This is a genomic window from Bacillus paranthracis (assembly GCF_001883995.1).
Classification (GTDB): Bacteria; Bacillota; Bacilli; order Bacillales; family Bacillaceae_G; genus Bacillus_A; species Bacillus_A paranthracis.
In genome coordinates, this window is record NZ_MACE01000009.1 from 39,094 (window position 1) to 57,279 (window position 18,186).

General features: G+C 36.9%; 21 protein-coding genes and 2 other annotated features. Of the genes, 12 read left to right on the forward strand and 9 right to left on the reverse strand.

Annotated elements, in window-relative coordinates:
- Positions 1-39 precede the first annotated feature (39 nt).
- A complete protein-coding gene (fabI, locus tag BAQ46_RS02495; RefSeq protein ID WP_000421886.1) occupies positions 40-810 on the forward strand; it encodes an enoyl-ACP reductase FabI in 771 nt (256 codons plus the stop codon).
- 140 nt (positions 811-950) lie between these two features.
- Positions 951-1,475 carry a spore coat CotO family protein gene (locus BAQ46_RS02500; protein WP_074543462.1) on the forward strand — a complete coding sequence of 175 codons (525 nt, stop codon included), beginning with the start codon at positions 951-953 and terminating at the stop codon, positions 1,473-1,475.
- Positions 1,476-1,535: 60 nt separating this feature from the next.
- Here BAQ46_RS02500 and exsY read toward each other — a convergent pair whose 3' ends face one another.
- A complete protein-coding gene (exsY, locus tag BAQ46_RS02505; protein WP_001277732.1) occupies positions 1,536-1,994 on the reverse strand; it encodes an exosporium assembly protein ExsY in 459 nt (152 codons plus the stop codon).
- 125 nt (positions 1,995-2,119) lie between these two features.
- Here exsY and BAQ46_RS02510 point away from each other — a divergent pair, with 125 nt between their 5' ends.
- Positions 2,120-2,479, forward strand: coding sequence for a DUF1360 domain-containing protein (locus tag BAQ46_RS02510; protein WP_000899670.1), 360 nt, complete (start codon positions 2,120-2,122; stop codon positions 2,477-2,479).
- 101 nt (positions 2,480-2,580) lie between these two features.
- Entirely contained in the window at positions 2,581-2,766 is a 186-nt protein-coding gene (locus BAQ46_RS02515; RefSeq protein ID WP_011181560.1) for a hypothetical protein, read from the forward strand.
- Positions 2,767-2,844: 78 nt separating this feature from the next.
- Here the strand turns inward: BAQ46_RS02515 and exsF are convergent, their stop codons facing one another.
- From exsF to BAQ46_RS02545, 6 genes are all read right to left on the reverse strand, one after another.
- On the reverse strand, positions 2,845-3,348 hold the full coding sequence (gene exsF, locus BAQ46_RS02520; RefSeq protein ID WP_000492942.1) for an exosporium protein ExsF: 504 nt from the start codon (positions 3,346-3,348) through the stop codon (positions 2,845-2,847).
- Between the two features lie 167 nt (positions 3,349-3,515).
- Entirely contained in the window at positions 3,516-3,983 is a 468-nt protein-coding gene (gene cotY / locus BAQ46_RS02525; RefSeq protein WP_001277713.1) for a spore coat protein CotY, read from the reverse strand.
- A gap of 143 nt (positions 3,984-4,126) precedes the next feature.
- Complete coding sequence (locus BAQ46_RS02530; protein WP_061131551.1) at positions 4,127-6,193, reverse strand: ATP-dependent helicase; 2,067 nt, start codon at positions 6,191-6,193, stop codon at positions 4,127-4,129.
- A gap of 99 nt (positions 6,194-6,292) precedes the next feature.
- A complete protein-coding gene (locus BAQ46_RS02535) occupies positions 6,293-6,715 on the reverse strand; it encodes a GNAT family N-acetyltransferase (protein ID WP_000543279.1) in 423 nt (140 codons plus the stop codon).
- A 1-nt stretch (position 6,716) separates the two neighbouring features.
- Positions 6,717-7,235, reverse strand: coding sequence for a YjcG family protein (locus BAQ46_RS02540; protein ID WP_000765876.1), 519 nt, complete (start codon positions 7,233-7,235; stop codon positions 6,717-6,719).
- A 92-nt stretch (positions 7,236-7,327) separates the two neighbouring features.
- Positions 7,328-8,059 carry an alpha/beta hydrolase gene (locus BAQ46_RS02545; protein ID WP_071741573.1) on the reverse strand — a complete coding sequence of 244 codons (732 nt, stop codon included), beginning with the start codon at positions 8,057-8,059 and terminating at the stop codon, positions 7,328-7,330.
- 203 nt (positions 8,060-8,262) lie between these two features.
- Here BAQ46_RS02545 and BAQ46_RS02550 point away from each other — a divergent pair, with 203 nt between their 5' ends.
- Together BAQ46_RS02550 and BAQ46_RS02555 are read left to right on the forward strand one after the other, a co-directional pair.
- The gene (locus BAQ46_RS02550) at positions 8,263-9,174 is read left to right on the forward strand and encodes a DMT family transporter (RefSeq protein ID WP_000808261.1); all 912 of its coding nucleotides are present in this window, start codon (positions 8,263-8,265) and stop codon (positions 9,172-9,174) included.
- A gap of 76 nt (positions 9,175-9,250) precedes the next feature.
- Positions 9,251-9,646, forward strand: a complete 396-nt coding sequence (locus BAQ46_RS02555; protein ID WP_071741574.1) for a PH domain-containing protein — start codon at positions 9,251-9,253, stop codon at positions 9,644-9,646.
- 24 nt (positions 9,647-9,670) lie between these two features.
- Here the strand turns inward: BAQ46_RS02555 and BAQ46_RS02560 are convergent, their stop codons facing one another.
- Entirely contained in the window at positions 9,671-10,069 is a 399-nt protein-coding gene (locus tag BAQ46_RS02560) for an Ig-like domain-containing protein (RefSeq protein ID WP_071741575.1), read from the reverse strand.
- Between the two features lie 164 nt (positions 10,070-10,233).
- On the reverse strand, positions 10,234-11,712 hold the full coding sequence (putP, locus tag BAQ46_RS02565) for a sodium/proline symporter PutP (protein ID WP_000107220.1): 1,479 nt from the start codon (positions 11,710-11,712) through the stop codon (positions 10,234-10,236).
- 306 nt (positions 11,713-12,018) lie between these two features.
- Positions 12,019-12,256, forward strand: a binding site (T-box leader).
- A 42-nt stretch (positions 12,257-12,298) separates the two neighbouring features.
- Positions 12,299-12,543 (forward strand) — a binding site (T-box leader).
- 52 nt (positions 12,544-12,595) lie between these two features.
- Between putP and trpE the strand changes: the two genes are divergently transcribed.
- From trpE to trpB, 6 genes are read left to right on the forward strand one after another with little or no spacing between them, the layout of a single operon-like run.
- On the forward strand, positions 12,596-14,014 hold the full coding sequence (gene trpE / locus BAQ46_RS02575) for an anthranilate synthase component I (protein ID WP_061131554.1): 1,419 nt from the start codon (positions 12,596-12,598) through the stop codon (positions 14,012-14,014).
- Positions 14,011-14,598 carry an aminodeoxychorismate/anthranilate synthase component II gene (locus tag BAQ46_RS02580; RefSeq protein WP_000636349.1) on the forward strand — a complete coding sequence of 196 codons (588 nt, stop codon included), beginning with the start codon at positions 14,011-14,013 and terminating at the stop codon, positions 14,596-14,598. The genes trpE and BAQ46_RS02580 overlap by 4 nt, the downstream gene beginning before the upstream one ends.
- Positions 14,595-15,620: an anthranilate phosphoribosyltransferase gene (gene trpD, locus BAQ46_RS02585; protein WP_061131555.1), complete on the forward strand. Its 1,026-nt coding sequence runs from the start codon at positions 14,595-14,597 to the stop codon at positions 15,618-15,620. Before BAQ46_RS02580 ends, trpD begins: the two co-directional genes overlap by 4 nt.
- A gap of 1 nt (position 15,621) precedes the next feature.
- Positions 15,622-16,383 carry an indole-3-glycerol phosphate synthase TrpC gene (trpC, locus tag BAQ46_RS02590; protein ID WP_061131556.1) on the forward strand — a complete coding sequence of 254 codons (762 nt, stop codon included), beginning with the start codon at positions 15,622-15,624 and terminating at the stop codon, positions 16,381-16,383.
- Entirely contained in the window at positions 16,380-16,994 is a 615-nt protein-coding gene (gene trpF / locus BAQ46_RS02595; protein WP_061185263.1) for an N-(5'phosphoribosyl)anthranilate isomerase, read from the forward strand. The genes trpC and trpF overlap by 4 nt, the downstream gene beginning before the upstream one ends.
- Positions 16,991-18,184, forward strand: coding sequence for a tryptophan synthase subunit beta (trpB, locus tag BAQ46_RS02600; RefSeq protein ID WP_001105011.1), 1,194 nt, complete (start codon positions 16,991-16,993; stop codon positions 18,182-18,184). The genes trpF and trpB overlap by 4 nt, the downstream gene beginning before the upstream one ends.
- The last annotated feature ends 2 nt before the right edge of the window (positions 18,185-18,186 follow it).

Below are 18,186 nucleotides of genomic sequence, written 5' to 3' on the forward strand. Positions count from 1 at the left end.
TACTAATAACAAGTATAAGTATTTCTGGGAGGATATATCATGGAACTATTACAAGGGAAAACATTTGTTGTTATGGGCGTTGCGAACCAAAGAAGTATTGCATGGGGAATTGCTCGCTCTTTGCATAATGCAGGTGCAAAATTAATCTTCACATATGCAGGAGAACGTTTAGAGAGAAACGTTCGTGAATTAGCGGATACATTAGAAGGACAAGAGTCACTTGTATTACCTTGTGATGTAACAAATGATGAAGAACTTACAGCTTGCTTTGAAACAATCAAACAAGAAGTTGGTACAATTCACGGTGTAGCACATTGTATTGCTTTTGCAAATCGTGACGACTTAAAAGGTGAATTTGTAGATACTTCTCGCGATGGATTTTTACTTGCACAAAATATTAGTGCATTCTCTTTAACAGCTGTAGCAAGAGAAGCGAAGAAAGTAATGACAGAAGGCGGAAATATTTTAACGTTAACATATCTTGGCGGCGAGCGCGTTGTGAAAAACTATAACGTTATGGGTGTAGCAAAAGCTTCATTAGAAGCGAGCGTGAAATATTTAGCTAACGATTTAGGTCAACATGGCATTCGCGTTAACGCTATTTCTGCAGGTCCAATTCGTACGTTATCTGCAAAAGGTGTAGGCGACTTTAACTCAATCTTAAGAGAAATTGAGGAGCGCGCACCACTTCGTCGTACAACAACGCAAGAAGAAGTTGGGGATACAGCAGTATTCTTATTCAGTGATTTAGCACGCGGCGTAACAGGAGAAAACATTCACGTTGATTCAGGGTATCATATCTTAGGATAAATATAATATTAATTTTAAAGGACAATCTCTACATGTTGAGATTGTCCTTTTTATTTGTTCTTAGAAAGAACGATTTTTAACGAAAGTTCTTACCACGTTATGAATATAAGTATAATAGTACACGATTTATTCAGCTACGTATGGAAGTGGGAGGGACGAGTGTGAAGAATAAAAATAAAAGTTCAACAGTTGGAAAACCGTTGTTATATATTGCGCAAGTAAGTTTGGAACTTGCTGCACCGAAAATAAAAAGAATTATTTTAACAAACTTTGAAAATGAGGATCAAAAAGAGGAAAGTAATAGAAACGAAAATGTTGTAAGTAGTGCGGTGGAAGAGGTAATAGAAGAACAAGAAGAGCAACAAGTAGAAGAGAAAATAGAAGAAGAAGAGGAACTGGAACAGAAACAGAAAGAACCAGTGAGAACTGTCCCGTATAATAAATCATTTAAGGATATGAATAATGAAGAGAAGATTCATTTTTTATTAAATCGTCCTCATTATATTCCGAAAGTAAGGTGCAGAATAAAAACAGCTACAATCTCATATGTTGGATCAATCATCTCGTATCGTAATGGAATTGTAGCCATTATGCCGCCAAATAGTATGAGAGATATTAGGTTATCTATAGAGGAGATAAAATCGATTGATATGGCCGGCTTTTAAATATGTAAAGGTGGTAGAAACCTTCTACCACCTCAATAGTTTTTTAGTTTACTTCACTTATTAGATAGTAACGTCGCGTAAGCATTGAATCGCACAGAAACAGCTTAAATCTACAGTAATACAAGTAGATGTCGATACTAGTCTTGCATTTGGTACAGCTAAAAACGTACAAATTGGGTCATCAGTAGGTGGTACAGGAGAGCTATCACCTAATACTACACTTAATACACGTAGTACAGCACAGCTATCATCATCTACACTTTCCACACGGAAAATTGGAGATCGGCAGCTAGTAAGGTTTGCAGATGGTGCAAATGCTTCAAAAGGTGCTCCAGCTTTTGTGTATAAAATAAAAGGGCGTGTATTTGCTACTGATGCAGTATTGTGTGCGCCTAAAAATGGAATTTCACAACCAGATCCACACGTTGTTGTAGAACAATCTTGTAATTCATTGATGAATTTTACAACGTCAACTACACAATGAGAAGAGCCATGGTGTTTATTTTCGTTACAACTCATTAATGTCACTCCTTATCTTCTTGTTTGTATTTACATTAATAAGATATTGGAGTTGAGGAGATTTGGTCACAATCTCAAGACCTTTTTTTTTAAATAGGCGAAAGAGGATAAGGGAAGGTGGAATTATGCTGTTTACAAGCTGGCTTTTATTTTTTATTTTCGCGTTAGCTGCTTTTAGGCTCACTCGTTTAATTGTTTATGATAAAATTACAGGCTTTTTGCGAAGACCATTTATTGATGAATTAGAAATTACAGAGCCGGATGGAAGTGTATCAACTTTTACAAAAGTAAAAGGTAAAGGATTAAGAAAGTGGGTTGGCGAATTATTAAGCTGTTATTGGTGTACAGGTGTATGGGTTAGTGCTTTTTTATTAGTCTTATATAATTGGATTCCAATCGTTGCAGAGCCGTTACTTGCATTATTAGCTATTGCAGGAGCAGCAGCAATCATTGAAACGATTACAGGATACTTTATGGGAGAATAATATATTTCCATAATACGAGAAAAAGCGGAGTTTAAAAGAATGAGGGAACGGAAATAAAGAGTTGTTCATATAGTAAATAGACAGAATTGACAGTAGAGGAGATGTTTGCTGTGAGCAATAATCCAAGGCAAAATTCATATGACCTGCAGCAATGGTATCACATGCAGCAACAACACCAAGCACAACAACAGGCATATCAAGAACAATTACAGCAACAAGGATTTGTGAAGAAAAAGGGATGTAATTGTGGGAAAAAAAAGAACACAATAAAACACTATGAAGAATGAAACACTCATGTTACTGTGAGTGTTTTTTATTATACATATAAAAAAGCGGTATTTCTGTATTAGAAATACCGCTTTTTACTAGCTAATTTGTGCAACTGTTAATGCTGCAGCACGGATGTCTACAGTTCCAATTAACTCGACTGGTACAATTTGAATTAAGTCACCAGGATTTAAGTTAATAAGAATAACACCACTGGATACATCTACTTCACCAGTACCAATAACGTTAGAACGAACCGCTGTACCTGATCCAGGAATAATGTTTGCTGGTGTATTTAATGATAAGAAGAAACGACCAGCTTCTGGTGCAGTAGGTACGTTATCAAGACTAATTGTTAATGTATAACTGATTTGATAAATACCAGCTCGTAGAATTCGTATGCCATCTCCTACACTTACTGTATCGTTTATTACAGGAACAGTAATATTTGGGTTTGGGCTTACGCTAGGTAATAGTAGTGGTGTAAATAATGAAGCGAATTGAGGTGCAGACGCGTTGAAAGCAAAACCGAAGGCAGGTAGTGTACTAGCTGGTTTCGCCTCACAATCGATTTTCGTAAATTCGCAATCAGAAGAGAACATGTTTTTCACTCCTTTATCTGTTTCTACTTTCAGTTAATGAAAAGGACAGGTTCTATGTTCTAGACAAGTTCCCAATTTTAAGAAATTTACATAATAATACTCGTTAAGCATGGATTGGGTGGCAGATAATTCTGCCACCCAATCCATGCTTAACTCATTATTTAGTTTTAAATCGTAACATCACGCAAGCATTGAATAGCACAGAAGCAACTTAAATCAACAGTAAGACAAGTGTTAGTCGATATTAATCTTGCATTTGGTACAGCTAGGAATGTACAGATTGGATCGTCGGTAGGTGGTACAGGAGAAGTATCACCTAATACTACACTTAATACACGCAATACAGCGCAATCATCATCATCTATACTCTCGACACGGAAAATTGGAGATCGGCAGCTAGTAAGGTTTGCAGAAGGTGCAAATGCTTCAAAAGGTGCTCCAGCTTTTGTGTATAAAATAAAAGGACGCGTATTTGCTACGGATGCGCTATTATGTGCTCCTAAAAATGGAACCTCGCAACCAGATCCGCATGTTGTCGTTGCACATTCTTGTAGTTCATGTATAAAACGAACGACATTAGATACACAGTTGAAATCAAAATCATGTTGATGATCTTCGTTACAATTGCAACTCATTATGTTCACTCCTTCTCGTGAGTTCTGACATACACTATTACAATATGAACGGGATATGATTGATATTACGTTAATTATCATGATGAAAACAGGGAATTTATATAGGAGGGATGTACATAATGCAATATAAAAAAAAGACATCCTTATTGAGTGGATGTCTTTTCAGGTAAATCTTTTCGCACAGTATACAAAAAACGAGATATATCTAATTTTTTTCCTCTGAAAAATTGCGGAGAGGAAATGTATAGTTCTTCTTTTGCACGTGTAATCGCGACATAAAGCAGTCGGCGTTCTTCTTCTAAAGCCTCAGAAGTCTCTGTAACACGATCATTTGCATCTTTTAAAGAAGAAGTATGGGGCAGAATACCATCGCTCGCTCCAAGTAAAAAGACACATGGAAATTCAAGGCCCTTTGCGTTATGAATAGACATAAGTGAAACAGCATCTTTTTGCGGCATTGTTTTTAATGCTTCCATTTCTTTTTGCCCTTGAATGGCTTCATCAATAAATTGTAAATAAGCTGGAATGTCGGTGAAACGAGTTGCAGACTCCATTAATTCTTCTAACATTTCTTCTTGTATATCTTTATGCATTGTAAAGGAAGAACGATCGTTACTTTGTAAGTACTCTAAATACTTTCCTTTACCATGAATAATTTCTTTTAATGCTTTTTTCGGTTCTAATTCTTTTATAAATTTAATAAAATCGATACGCTCATTTACCTTTTTCACTTGAAAAGGTTTTAAGTTCGGATTTAATAATAAGAAATGAAGAAGAGAAGGGAAACGGCCTTCACCATATTTCCATTGTTCACGTTCAATAAATGAAATACAATCATCACGCCCGATATACATCGTTGGCAATATGTTTGAAAGTGATTCTAATCGAAATGGTTCAATTACGAGTCGTAAATGATCCAATACAGGCTTAATTAAAGAATGTTCATAAAATGACTGACTCGCACCGTGTTTAATAAACGGGATTTTATGAATGGTAAGCTGATCAAGTAACGAACGGCTTACAGAATGTGTGCGATACAGCAAACAAAAATCTTTATAATTTCGTTCACCACTATCTACTTTTTCTTGAATGAGCTGCAAAATTTGATTTGCTTCATCAAGAGTCGTAGCCGGTCTTGCGTAAAAAGGTTGTACACCTTCTTCACGAACAGAATATAGCTCTTTATCAAACCGTTCTTGATTTAGTTTGATAACTTCATTTCCAAGTCCGACAATAAAAGGATTGGATCGATAATTCGTATTAAGGGCGATAATCGTAGTGTTATCAAATTCTTTTGGAAAAGATAAAATAATTTGGTGACTTGCTCCTCGCCAACCGTATATCGCTTGATCGTCATCACCTGCGATAAATAAATTATTTCTTGGCGAAGCTAACAATTTTACAATTTCATATTGAGCATACGATGTATCTTGGAACTCATCTACTTCAATATAGTGGAAACGTTGTTGTAATTGGGTAAGCAAAGGAGCGTTATTTTCTAACATATAATATGTTTCTAATAAGATGTCATCGAAATCAATATAATTATATCGTTGTTTCACTTCTTCAAAACGCTCGTATACTTCTTTAAATTCTTGTTCAACGGGTGTTTTTGCTTTTACATCTTTCGGACGATTTAATTTGTTTTTCTCAAGTGAAATCATCGCGAGCATCGTTTCAGCATCATAATCGTCTTTTAAACGCAATTCTTTTAAAATTTTCTTTATCATAATTTGTTTATGTTTTTCGTTTGCTAAAATTTGCTGATTATATCCTTGACTACGAAGCAATTTTAAAAAGACAGAGTGGAATGTACCGGCAACAACGTAGCTACTTGCCGCATGATTCATACCCGGTAAATTCGCTACACGATTTCGGATTTCTTCAGCCGCTTTTTGTGTAAATGTAAGTAATAAAATATTTCGCGGATGAACTTGTTTTACATTTACTAAATAACCGACGCGAGTTGTTAAAACAGATGTTTTCCCGCTTCCAGCACCAGCCAGTGTAAGAACAGGGCCTTCTGTCGTTCGTACAGCCTCTAATTGTTTTTCGTTTAAAAATACATTTTGCTGTTCGAGAGCGCGGAAATACGCCGCATCTGCATCTTCTTCCATAATTAAATGGGTAGATGTTTTCGGAATATGATATGTTGCACGTGGGATATCAGCGTGCGTTAATGATTTTTGTGAAAATTTTTCTTGTGTCATATATTCACCTTCAAAACTATAGCATCAACATTTAACTTTAGCGGAAGAAAAAGAAAATAGCAATGTAAAAAACAGGAGGGGATACCTCCTGTTTTCAAATTACAATTCTTTTATCATAACGATGTGAGGAATATTTGCTTCCATAAATACATCAGAATTCGTTACATATCCAAGTTTCTTATAGAAATCTTCTGCATGTGTTTGAGCATGCAGCTTCAATTTTGGTAGCGAGTTTTCCTTCGCATATGCTTCAAGTGCATTCATAACAATTTTTCCGATGCCTTTTTTTCGATGGGAAGCTAGTACGCAAATGCGTTCCATTTTTCCTATTCCATCAATGGTGCGAAAACGCCCAGCACCAACGGGAACATCATTATCATATATAACGACGTGTATGGAAGTTTCTTCAAACTCATCATACTCTTCTTCGGCAGAAACTTGCTGTTCCTTCACAAATACTTGCTTACGTACAGAGAATGCATCTCTTAGTTGTTCGTCCGTTTGTACGATCTGTGCATGCAAATTAGTTGTTCCCCTTTCCAAGGCGGAATGTTTCGTGTACAGTCCATGTTCCGTTTTCTAATTGATATAGAAGGTGGAAGCGGTCAATTGGTTGTTCGTAATAGAAATCTTTCATACGTAATCGACCTAGTACATCAGCATGCTCTGCATCTGATAAGCCTTGTCCAATTGTTAAATGAGGTACAAAAGCGTATTCGCGTTCTTGTGTAAAGAATCCGCTATGCATTTCCTCATTTAAGAAAGTAAGTTCAGGTGTTTTTTCTACTTTAAAATAAATAACATTATTAACAGGTGCGAATGAACCAACTTTTCCAACATGAAGGGTGAAAGGGTTCGTTTTACTTGCGATTGTATGTAACTCGTTTACAATCGATTCTAATTGTTCATCTTGCGTCTCAAAGGGTGTTTTCAATGTAATATGTGGCGGAACTAATGCGTAGTGCGGATCATAACGTTTACGCAATCCGTTCGCTTTATCTTGAATCATTTTAGATGGAAAAATTACAATGCCTAATTTCATGTTCCAATTCCTCCCTTTGTAAGTCTAGTTAGATTTTGAGAAAATAACTCTCTTAATCTATTATATCAAATTATTCTGAATACTGCTCTCTATTATTTAATTGATAGCATATGAGAGAAAGCTTTCGGTAAATCAGTTTGCCAATATTTCCACGTATGATTACCTTCAAACTCCTCGTAATGCGTGATGAAATTTCTATCTGTCAGAAGCGTATGAAGCTCACGGTTCGGCCCTACGAAATCAGATACTTGTCCATCCGTGCGCTTTACAGCTGTTTCTTCTGTCCCAATAACGTGATAAAGCTCTAGCGCCTCCGGATTTTTGAAGTCTTTTGCTAAGTTCATTACTGTTTCATCCACAAATGGTGATTGCATAACGACTTTACCGAATGTATGCGGATACATAAGTGCAGTCATAAAGGAAACTGTTCCGCCAAGAGAATCTCCAATTAGCACGCGACCTTTTCCCATTTGGTACGTTGGATAATTTTCATCGATATATGGCGCAAGTTCATGAGCAAGGAAACGAATATAAGCAGCGTTTTTTACTTCGTTTGGGAAATATTTTTCTTTACGATCGTGTACATTTTTATATGGAATACCGACAATAATTGTACGGTCAATTTCTTCAGTTTCACGAAGGCGCTCAATTACACGGTGTGCTTTCCCAAGCTGAAAATAATCTCTGCCATCTTGTGCAATGACAACTGTATGTTTGTGCAGCGGTGTGTAATTTACCGGTAAGTAAACGAGAAGTGTAACATCTTCTTGAAGTGATGCACTATAAAATGAAATCTCTTCAATTCTCCCAATTGTTTGATTCATGTAGATCCCCCTAAATAAAAATTTACTGTAATAATTGTAAGAGCGACGCTTGTAGTGAAAAAGAAAGAAATATTCACTAATAGGTGCTTTCGTTTCTATTTTACCATAATGGTACGAAGAATCTAAAAAATTAGTATTTAAGTTAGGAAAGAAAACGGATATAATGAAGTGGGATTTTTGACAGGTGAGAGGGGAGACGGAATTTGAAACAAGAAAGATCAATCGCACTACCATTAGCCATTTCCATTATAGCCATTTCATTCGCAGCAGTTTTTGTAAAGATGTCCTCAGCACCATCTTCCATATTAAGTATGTATCGATTATGGATTATCGTACTTCTTATGCTGCCTATCGTTTGGAAAAAACGGGAAGAGTTTAGTAAGATTCAAATAAAAGATTGGGGATTTTTAATTGGATCTGGTTTCTTTTTAGCACTTCATTTTCTTTTATGGTTTGAATCTTTAAAGCATACAACAGTTGCGAGTTCGACGATTATTTTAGCGCTTCAACCAATCGTATCTTTAGTTGGAGGTTTTTTCTTATTTAAAGAAAGAACAACATACTCAGCCATTGCGACAATGGGAATTGCGATATTAGGTGTAGTGTGTATTGGTTGGGGAGATTTAGGACTAAGTAAACAAGCAATTTATGGAGATATATTATCCTTTTTAAGTGTAATAGCAGTTGTCGGTTATTTATTTATCGGGCAAACGACAGTAAAGAAAGTATCACACTGGATTTACAGCTTTACAGTCTTTGCATTCGCAGGTATTTTTATGGGAATTTATAATATAGTATTGCAAGTGCCTTTTACAGGTTATACAAAGTGGGATTGGACCGTTTTTCTTTTACTTGCGGTCGTGCCGACAGTGTCACACGTCATTAATAATTGGTTATTAAACTACGTAAATGCAACAACAATTTCGATGAGTATTTTAGGGGAACCAGTTGGAGCATCAATACTAGCGTTCTTCTTACTTGGGGAAAGATTAAATGCTATGCAAATGATCGGTAGCATACTCGTATTGTTTGGTGTATCTGTTTTCTTATTGCAGCAACAAAAAAGAACAGCAAAAAATGTCGTAAACGAGCCTGCTTATACACAGGAATTATAATGTTAAGAGAGAAAAGAGAAGTTGTGATACTTCTCTTTTTGTTTTATAGAAATACGGGCGTAGAAGGGGGAGGGAAATGGAGTTTCTATCAAAAAAAGATGCCTGGTTATATCCGATTTTTTTCGTTGTCATGGGAGCGTGTTTTGCTCCCATATTTGCAGGAAGAGAATATTTTCTTTTATTTTTCACAATCCCATTAGCCATAGTATTTATTTGGAGTTGGTTTTCAACAAAATATATTGTCGGAGAAGAAACAATTACTATTAGATCCGGTTTCGTGAAAAAGCGCATATTGATACGAGATATCAAACAAATTTCAAATACGAAAAATCCAATAGCAGCCTATGCATTGTCACTTGATCGACTTGAAATTGTTTACGATACAAATCAAACAGAAATTATTTCTCCTAAAGATAAAGAGCAATTTATTAGTCAGGTAAAAAATAAGAATCCACACATTGAAATAAAGTAAAAGAGTGGCTACGAAGCCACTCTTTTACTTTGGGTTTGTTATATAAGGTTGTACGTGAATGATACATAGGTCACGGAACTTTCCTTCAGCAGTTGTGACAATTACGACTGCTCTACCTGCACTTTTTCCAGTAATCGTTACTGTATCACCTTTTGGATACAGTGTGATAACATCAGCATTCATATTTGTCCAAATAAGTTCGTTATTGGTTGCTTGTACTGGCAAAACAGTGGCGGACAACTCAGTGCTTTGGCCAGTTCTTATTTTCAACTTATTTTTTTCCATATGAACACCGATGACTGAAATAACAGAAGGAGCGATTGAAATTTTAGGTGGATTAGGTTGTATGTTCAAACAAGACGCAGAAGTATTGGTGATAGGTGAAAATTTTCGTGTTTGTTGTTGCTGGAAAGCTGCTAACATGTTGGAGTCCCCTTTCTGTATAAGTGCTGATAGTATTACTATAAAGGAGTAGTGTTACGTTTAATTTAATGAAACATAAAGAAATTGTTAAATTCGAGCAGAAGATTGTCGAACTTTGAGAAAAAAGAAAGCTCTGCTGATACGATAACAGCAGAGCTTTTCCTTTATAGATTATCACTATGTTGTTTTTCGAAATTCTCAAATTGCTCTTCAATTTCTTTTGAAGGCTGTGTTAGTAAACTAACAATTACGATTACTAGTAAACTAATAGTGAAACCAGGAATCATTTCATATAAGAATTCTTTTAAGAATTTGAATTGAGTCCAAATAATGACTGTAGCGGCACCAGAAATCATACCAGCAAGTGCGCCCCACTTCGTCATACGTTTCCAGTATAAGCTTAATAAAATAGCAGGTCCGAATGAAGAGCCAAATCCAGCCCAAGCGTATCCAACAAGAGCTAAAATCGTATCATTTTGTTTAAACGCTAATGCACATCCAACTAATGCAATAACAAGTACAGCCATACGGCCGACAAATACAAGCTCTTTATCAGAAGCAGAACGTTTAAAGAAAGTACGATATAAGTCTTCAGTTATGGCACTAGAAGTAACGAGTAACTGAGATGAGATTGTACTCATAATTGCTGCTAAAATAGCGGCTAATAAAAATCCAGTAATAAGCGGGTGGAATAAAATTTTTCCCAGTTCAAGGAAAATTGTCTCTGGGTTGGATAGCTTTAATCCTTTGTCTGAGTAGTATGCAATACCGATAAGACCAGTAAACATAGCTCCAACAACAGAGAAAATCATCCAGCTCATACCAATTCGTCTTGCACTTTTAATTTCTTTTACAGAAGAAATTGCCATAAATCGTACGATAATATGTGGTTGTCCAACATAACCAAGGCCCCATGCGAATAATGAAATAATACCTAATACAGAAGTGCCTTTAAAAATGTCTAATAATGTTGGATCAATTGATTTAATTGTGCTAAATGCTGGACCAAGCCCATTTACATTCATAATTGTAACAGTAGGAACAAGAATAAGAGCAATTACCATAATGATTCCTTGCACGAAGTCTGTCCAACTTACTGCTAAGAAACCACCAAATAACGTGTAAGCAACAACAACGCCTGCAACAATGAATAATCCAACATGGTAGTTCATACCAAATGAATTTTCAAATAATACAGCGCCTGAAACTAATCCTGAAGCTACATAAAAAGTAAAGAAAATCATAATAACAAGTCCAGATACTAAGCGTAGCATATGGGATTTGTCTTGGAATCGGTGTTCCAAAAATTCTGGGATAGTAATAGAGTTGTTTGCAATTTCTGAGTAGGTACGTAAGCGAGGAGCGACATATAGCCAGTTTGCGTATGCGCCTAGTGTTAGGCCGATCGCAATCCAACTACTACTTAATCCAACGCTAAACATTGCACCGGGTAAGCCCATTAAAAGCCAACCACTCATATCGGATGCTCCAGCACTTAATGCTGTTACTGCGGGGCCTAGTGTACGCCCGCCAAGCATATAATCTGTTAAGTTGGACGTTCGTTTATAGGCGAAATAGCCAATTACTAACATCCCGAGCATGTAAATAGAGATAGAAGTTAAAGTTAACATCTGCGTACTCATGTAGTTCCCCTTCCTTTTGTCATGTCTTTTGATGCGTTATGCATATTTATAATCTATCATGATTATTCTGAAAAATCCATATAGAAATATGAATTTTCAGAAATGTAAGCGTTTTTCGATGTCATTTTACTTTTTTAATATATAATATTCATACAAAAAACCTTATTTTTAATAGAGTATTTATTATATTTACATAAAAAGAGGTTGTTTTGTCAATATAATATTGAAAGGAGAGAAAAATAAAATTTTTTAAAAAGTATTGACTTGTGAAAAAAGTTAGGTCTATAATGAGTGCAACTTAAAAAAATGCAAGCGTTGATGAAGAAGAGTACACATGATGAACATGTCAGAGAGCTGATGGTTGGTGCGAATCAGTATGGAATTGATGTGGAATGGGCTTCGGAGCTTCCAAACCGAAACGAAAGAAGTAGGCTTTGGCGACATGATCTCATCGATACAAGAGACACGTATTGTTTTTGATACGGTAAAGTGCGTTACGTTCGTAACGAATTAAGGTGGCACCACGGGAGTACCCGTCCTTTCTATAGGATGAGTACTCCCTTTTTGTGTATAAAAAATTAAATAAATGAAATCGTTTAAGTAAGAAGAGTACGTATATTGGAGACGTTACAGAGAGCCGGGGATAGGTGGGAGCCCGGTGCGGTGCCATATACGGAATGGGCTTACGAGAGGTATGCTGAACAATTATTTTCAGTAGGCAACCCGGGTTCCGCCGTTACAAGGATAAGGTATAAATTTTGTACCTGAACAAAGCGGGATGCTTTTGCATCCAACACGAGGTGGTACCGCGGTATATTTATCGTCCTCTACATATTTTCGATATGTAGAGGACTTTTTTATTTTTCAGGGCGAGGTGAAGGACATGATGACGAAAGAAGAATTTATAAAACAAAAAAGAGAGAGAAAGACATTTTTAGTAATCACTGAAGAAGAAGGAGATAGCATTACGCCAATTTCTTTATATAGACGTATGAAAGGTAAAAAGAAATTTTTATTAGAAAGCTCACAGCTTCATCAAGATAAAGGACGCTATTCTTACTTAGGGTGTAATCCGTATGGGGAAGTGAAAAGTGTTGGTACGGAAGTGGAACGAACGATTTACGGCAGGTCAGAAAAGTTGCAAAGTAACGTACTACAAGTGTTAGAAGAAATAATCGCGTCAGCTCAGGTAGATAGTCCTTTTCCATTTTGCGGGGGAGCAGTTGGATATATTGGCTATGATGTCATTCGGCAATATGAAAACATTGGAGCAGATTTATATGATCCATTGAATATTCCAGAAGTACACCTTTTACTATACCGTGAGTTTATCGTGTATGACCACTTACGCCAAAGGTTGTCGTTTGTATATGTATGCAGGGAAGATGATTCAGCAGATTATGAAGAAGTATACGAAAGGCTACGAGTATACAAACAGGAAGTACTACAGGGAGAAGAAGCGGGAGTAACTGAAATAAGATCAACATTATCATTCACTTCTTCTGTAACGGAAAGAGAATTTTGCGTGATGGTAGAAACGGCGAAAGAACACATCGGGGCCGGGGACATATTTCAAGTTGTATTATCTCAGCGTTTGCAAAGCGAATGTATTGGTGATCCATTCGCGTTATATCGAAAACTTCGAATTGCCAATCCATCACCATATATGTTTTATATCGATTTTCAAGATTATGTTGTACTCGGTTCTTCGCCAGAAAGTTTGTTATCAGTAAGAGAGGATAAAGTGATGACGAATCCAATTGCCGGTACGAGACCGAGAGGGAAAACGAAGCAGGAGGATACGGAAATTGAAAAAGAACTGTTAGAAAATGAGAAAGAGCGAGCGGAGCATATGATGCTTGTAGATCTAGGGCGAAATGATATTGGTAGAGTGAGTGAAATCGGCTCAGTTACGATAGATAAATATATGAAAGTAGAAAAATATTCTCACGTTATGCACATTGTATCTGAAGTTTACGGAACATTACGAAAACGAATGAGCGGATTTGATGCATTAGCGTATTGCTTACCAGCGGGGACGGTATCAGGTGCTCCGAAAATTAGAGCGATGGAAATTATAAATGAGCTAGAGAATGAAAAAAGAAATGTATACGCTGGTGCAGTTGGATACGTTAGTTTTTCAGGGAATCTTGATATGGCGCTCGCCATTCGAACAATGGTCGTAAAGGATGAAAAAGCATACGTTCAGGCAGGAGCGGGCATCGTTTACGATTCAGATCCAGTAGCTGAATATGAAGAAACATTAAATAAAGCGAGAGCGCTATTGGAGGTAATGAAATGATTGTACTGATCGATAATTATGATTCATTCACATATAACTTGTACCAACTATTAGGCGAATACGAAGAAGAAATTGTTGTCGTAAGAAATGATCAAATAACGATAGAACAATTAGAAGAAATGAACCCAAAAGGAATTGTGCTTTCGCCAGGACCAGGAAAACCAGAGGATGCTGGCATTTGTATTGAAGTGATTCATCATTTTTATAAGAACGTTCCCATATTAGGTATTTGCCTTGGTCATCAAGCAATTATATCAGCGTTTGGAGGAGAGATTGTAAGAGCAGAGCGCATTAAACACGGAAAAACATCGCGTGTGAAACATAACGGAACGTCAATCTTTTCATATGTGACGCAGCCGCTAACAGCGATGCGCTACCATTCTCTTGTTGCAGCACAAACGAGCTTGCCACAGTGTTTTGACATATTAGCGACAGCGATGGACGATGGAGAAATAATGGCAGTTCGTCACAATTATTATCCGCTCTTCGGATTACAGTTTCATCCGGAATCAATCGCGACAGAAGAAGGCGGAAAGTTAATACGTGCCTTTTTAGGCGAAGTGAAAGAGGAGGAAAGAGTATGAATAACTATCTTCGTAAATTGGTGGAGGGACAACATTTAACAGAAGAGGAAATGTATAAAGCGGGGCTTCTTTTATTAAATGAAAACATATTGGAAAGTGAAATTGCAGCTTTCTTAGTCTTACTGAAAGCGAAAGGTGAAACGGCAGAAGAAATATACGGTCTCGTTCGAGCTCTTCGCGAAAAGGCATTACCGTTTTCGAATCATATACAAGGCGCGATGGACAATTGCGGGACAGGTGGTGACGGTGCCCAAACGTTTAATATTAGCACAACATCAGCATTTGTACTGGCAGGAGCTGACGTAAAGGTTGCAAAACATGGTAATCGTGCTGTTTCTAGTAAAACAGGAAGTGCAGATTTATTAGAAGAACTCGGTGTAAATATTAGTAGTACGCCAAACGAAATTGATTATTTATTAGAGCATGTCGGAATCGCATTTTTATTCGCACCAGCGATGCATCCAGCATTAAAGCGCATTATGAAAATAAGAAAAGAATTAAACGTTCCGACGATCTTTAACTTAATTGGACCGTTAACGAATCCGGTGAATTTAGAAACACAATTTGTCGGCATTTATAAACGAGATATGTTACTACCAGTTGCGCAAGTACTACAGAAACTAGGAAGAAAACAAGCACTTGTCATAAACGGAAGTGGGTTTTTAGATGAAGCATCATTGCAAGGAGAAAATCATGTTGTCATTTTAAAAGATAATGAAATAGTAGAAACGAGTATTGAACCTGAGAAATATGGATTCTCAATAGTGAAAAACGAAGAGATTAGAGGAGGGAATTCGAAAGAAAATGCAAAGATTACGCTCGGAGTATTAAGCGGAGAAAAGAGTGTTTACCGTGATACTGTTTTATTCAATGCAGGGCTTGCTCTTTTCGCAAATGGAAAAGCAAAGACGATTGAAGAAGGAATAACACTCGCAGCACATAGCATTGACTCTGGAAAAGCATTAGCGAAACTAAACTTATTAATTGCAGCAAGTAATGAAAAATTAGAAAGGGTGAATTAAAGTGGGGACGATTTTAGACAAAATTGTAGATCAAAAGAAAAAGGAAGTTGCGACATTATATGAAACATATACACCAGTAAAAGAAAAAAGAAAAACGCGCTCACTTGTAAAGGCTCTAGAGCAATTTACTGTCATTGCAGAAGTAAAGCGAGCATCACCATCAAAAGGAGATATTAATTTACATGTTGATGTACGAAAACAAGTGAAGACATATGAAGAATGCGGCGCTGGTGCAGTTTCTGTTTTAACAGACGGTCAATTTTTTAAAGGATCATTTTATGATTTACAAACGGCAAGAGAAGAAAGTAGCATTCCGCTTTTATGTAAAGATTTCATAATCGATAAGATTCAAATTGATAGAGCGTATGAAGCTGGTGCAGATATTATTTTACTAATCGTAGCGGCGTTAACGAAAGAGAAATTAAAAGAGTTGTATAGCTACGTATTAGAAAAAGGGTTAGAAGCGATTGTTGAAGTTCATGATGAACAGGAATTAGAAATTGCAATTCAATTAAATCCGCACGTTATCGGTATTAACAACCGTAATTTAAAAACATTTGAAGTCGATTTAGGCCAAACAGAAAAGCTTGGAAAACGATTGAATGAGGAGAAATTACTTTGGATTAGCGAAAGCGGGATTCATTCAAAAGAGGATATTATTCGTGTTAAAAAAGCAGGAGCAAAAGGTGTATTAGTTGGGGAAGCACTTATGACATCATCTTCTATTCGTACCTTTTTTGAAGATTGTAAGGTGAACATATGAAAGTGAAAATTTGCGGGATCACTGATATGGAAACAGCAAAACGTGCTTGCGAATACGGAGCTGATGCACTCGGATTTGTTTTTGCAGAAAGTAAGAGAAAAATTACTCCAGGGCTAGCGAAAGAAATCATTCAGGAACTTCCAGCCAACGTGTTAAAAATTGGTGTTTTCGTAAATGAATCAGTAGAAGTGATCCAGAAAATTGCAGATGAATGCGGGTTAACACATGTGCAACTACATGGGGACGAAGATAATCATCTGATTAGAAGATTGAATATTCCGTCTATAAAAGCGCTCGGAGTAACTTCAGAGATTGATATGAAAAATGCTCAAGTGTATGAAACGGATTATATATTATTTGATAGCCCAAAAGAAAGGTTTCACGGAGGAAATGGAAAGAAATTTTCATGGGAACTACTCGCACATATGCCAAAAGAATTACGAGAGAAAACGATATTAGCTGGTGGATTAAACACTCTCAATATAGAAGAAGCAATTCGAACTGTTAGGCCATATATGGTCGATGTGAGCAGCGGAGTAGAGACAGAAGGAAAGAAAGATGTAGAGAAAATAAAACAATTTATTATAAAAGCGAAGGAGTGTTCTAAATGAACTACGCATATCCAGATGAAAAAGGTCACTACGGTATATACGGAGGACGATACGTTCCAGAAACGTTAATGCAATCTGTATTAGAATTAGAAGAAGCATATAAAGAGGCAATGGAAGATGAAGAGTTTCAAAAGGAATTAAATCATTATTTAAAAACGTATGTCGGAAGAGAAACACCGCTTTATTTCGCTGAGAATATGACGGAGTATTGCGGAGGTGCAAAGATTTATTTAAAACGTGAAGATTTGAACCATACAGGAGCTCATAAAATTAACAATACAATTGGTCAGGCACTTCTTGCGGTGCGAATGGGCAAGAAAAAAGTTGTCGCTGAAACAGGAGCTGGACAACACGGAGTTGCAACAGCTACTGTATGTGCTCTACTCGGATTAGAATGCGTCATTTTTATGGGAGAAGAAGATGTAAGACGTCAAAAATTAAATGTGTTCCGAATGGAATTACTCGGAGCGAAAGTAGAAAGTGTAGCGGCAGGTAGCGGTACATTAAAAGATGCGGTAAACGAGGCACTTCGTTACTGGGTTTCACACGTGCATGATACGCACTATATTATGGGATCTGTTCTCGGACCACATCCATTCCCGCAAATTGTCCGTGATTTCCAAAGTGTAATTGGAAATGAAACGAAAAAACAATATGAGGCGTTAGAAGGAAAGTTACCAGAAGCAGTCGTTGCTTGTATTGGCGGTGGTAGTAATGCGATGGGTATGTTTTATCCGTTCGTACACGATGAAGAAGTTGCTCTTTACGGCGTAGAAGCAGCTGGAAAAGGAGTTCATACAGAAAAGCATGCAGCTACTTTAACGAAAGGAAGCGTTGGCGTTCTCCACGGATCGATGATGTATCTTCTGCAAAATGAAGAAGGACAAATTCAAGAAGCTCACTCTATTTCGGCGGGACTTGATTACCCTGGTGTTGGGCCAGAACATAGCTTGCTAAAAGATATTGGCCGCGTTTCTTATCATTCCATTACTGATGATGAAGCGTTAGAAGCATTTCAATTATTAACGAAAAAAGAAGGAATTATCCCGGCGTTAGAAAGCTCGCATGCTGTCGCGTACGCTTTAAAATTAGCGCCGCAAATGAAGAAAGACGAAGGGCTTGTCATTTGTTTATCTGGCCGCGGTGATAAAGATGTAGAGAGTATAAAACGTTATATGGAAGAGGTGTAAAC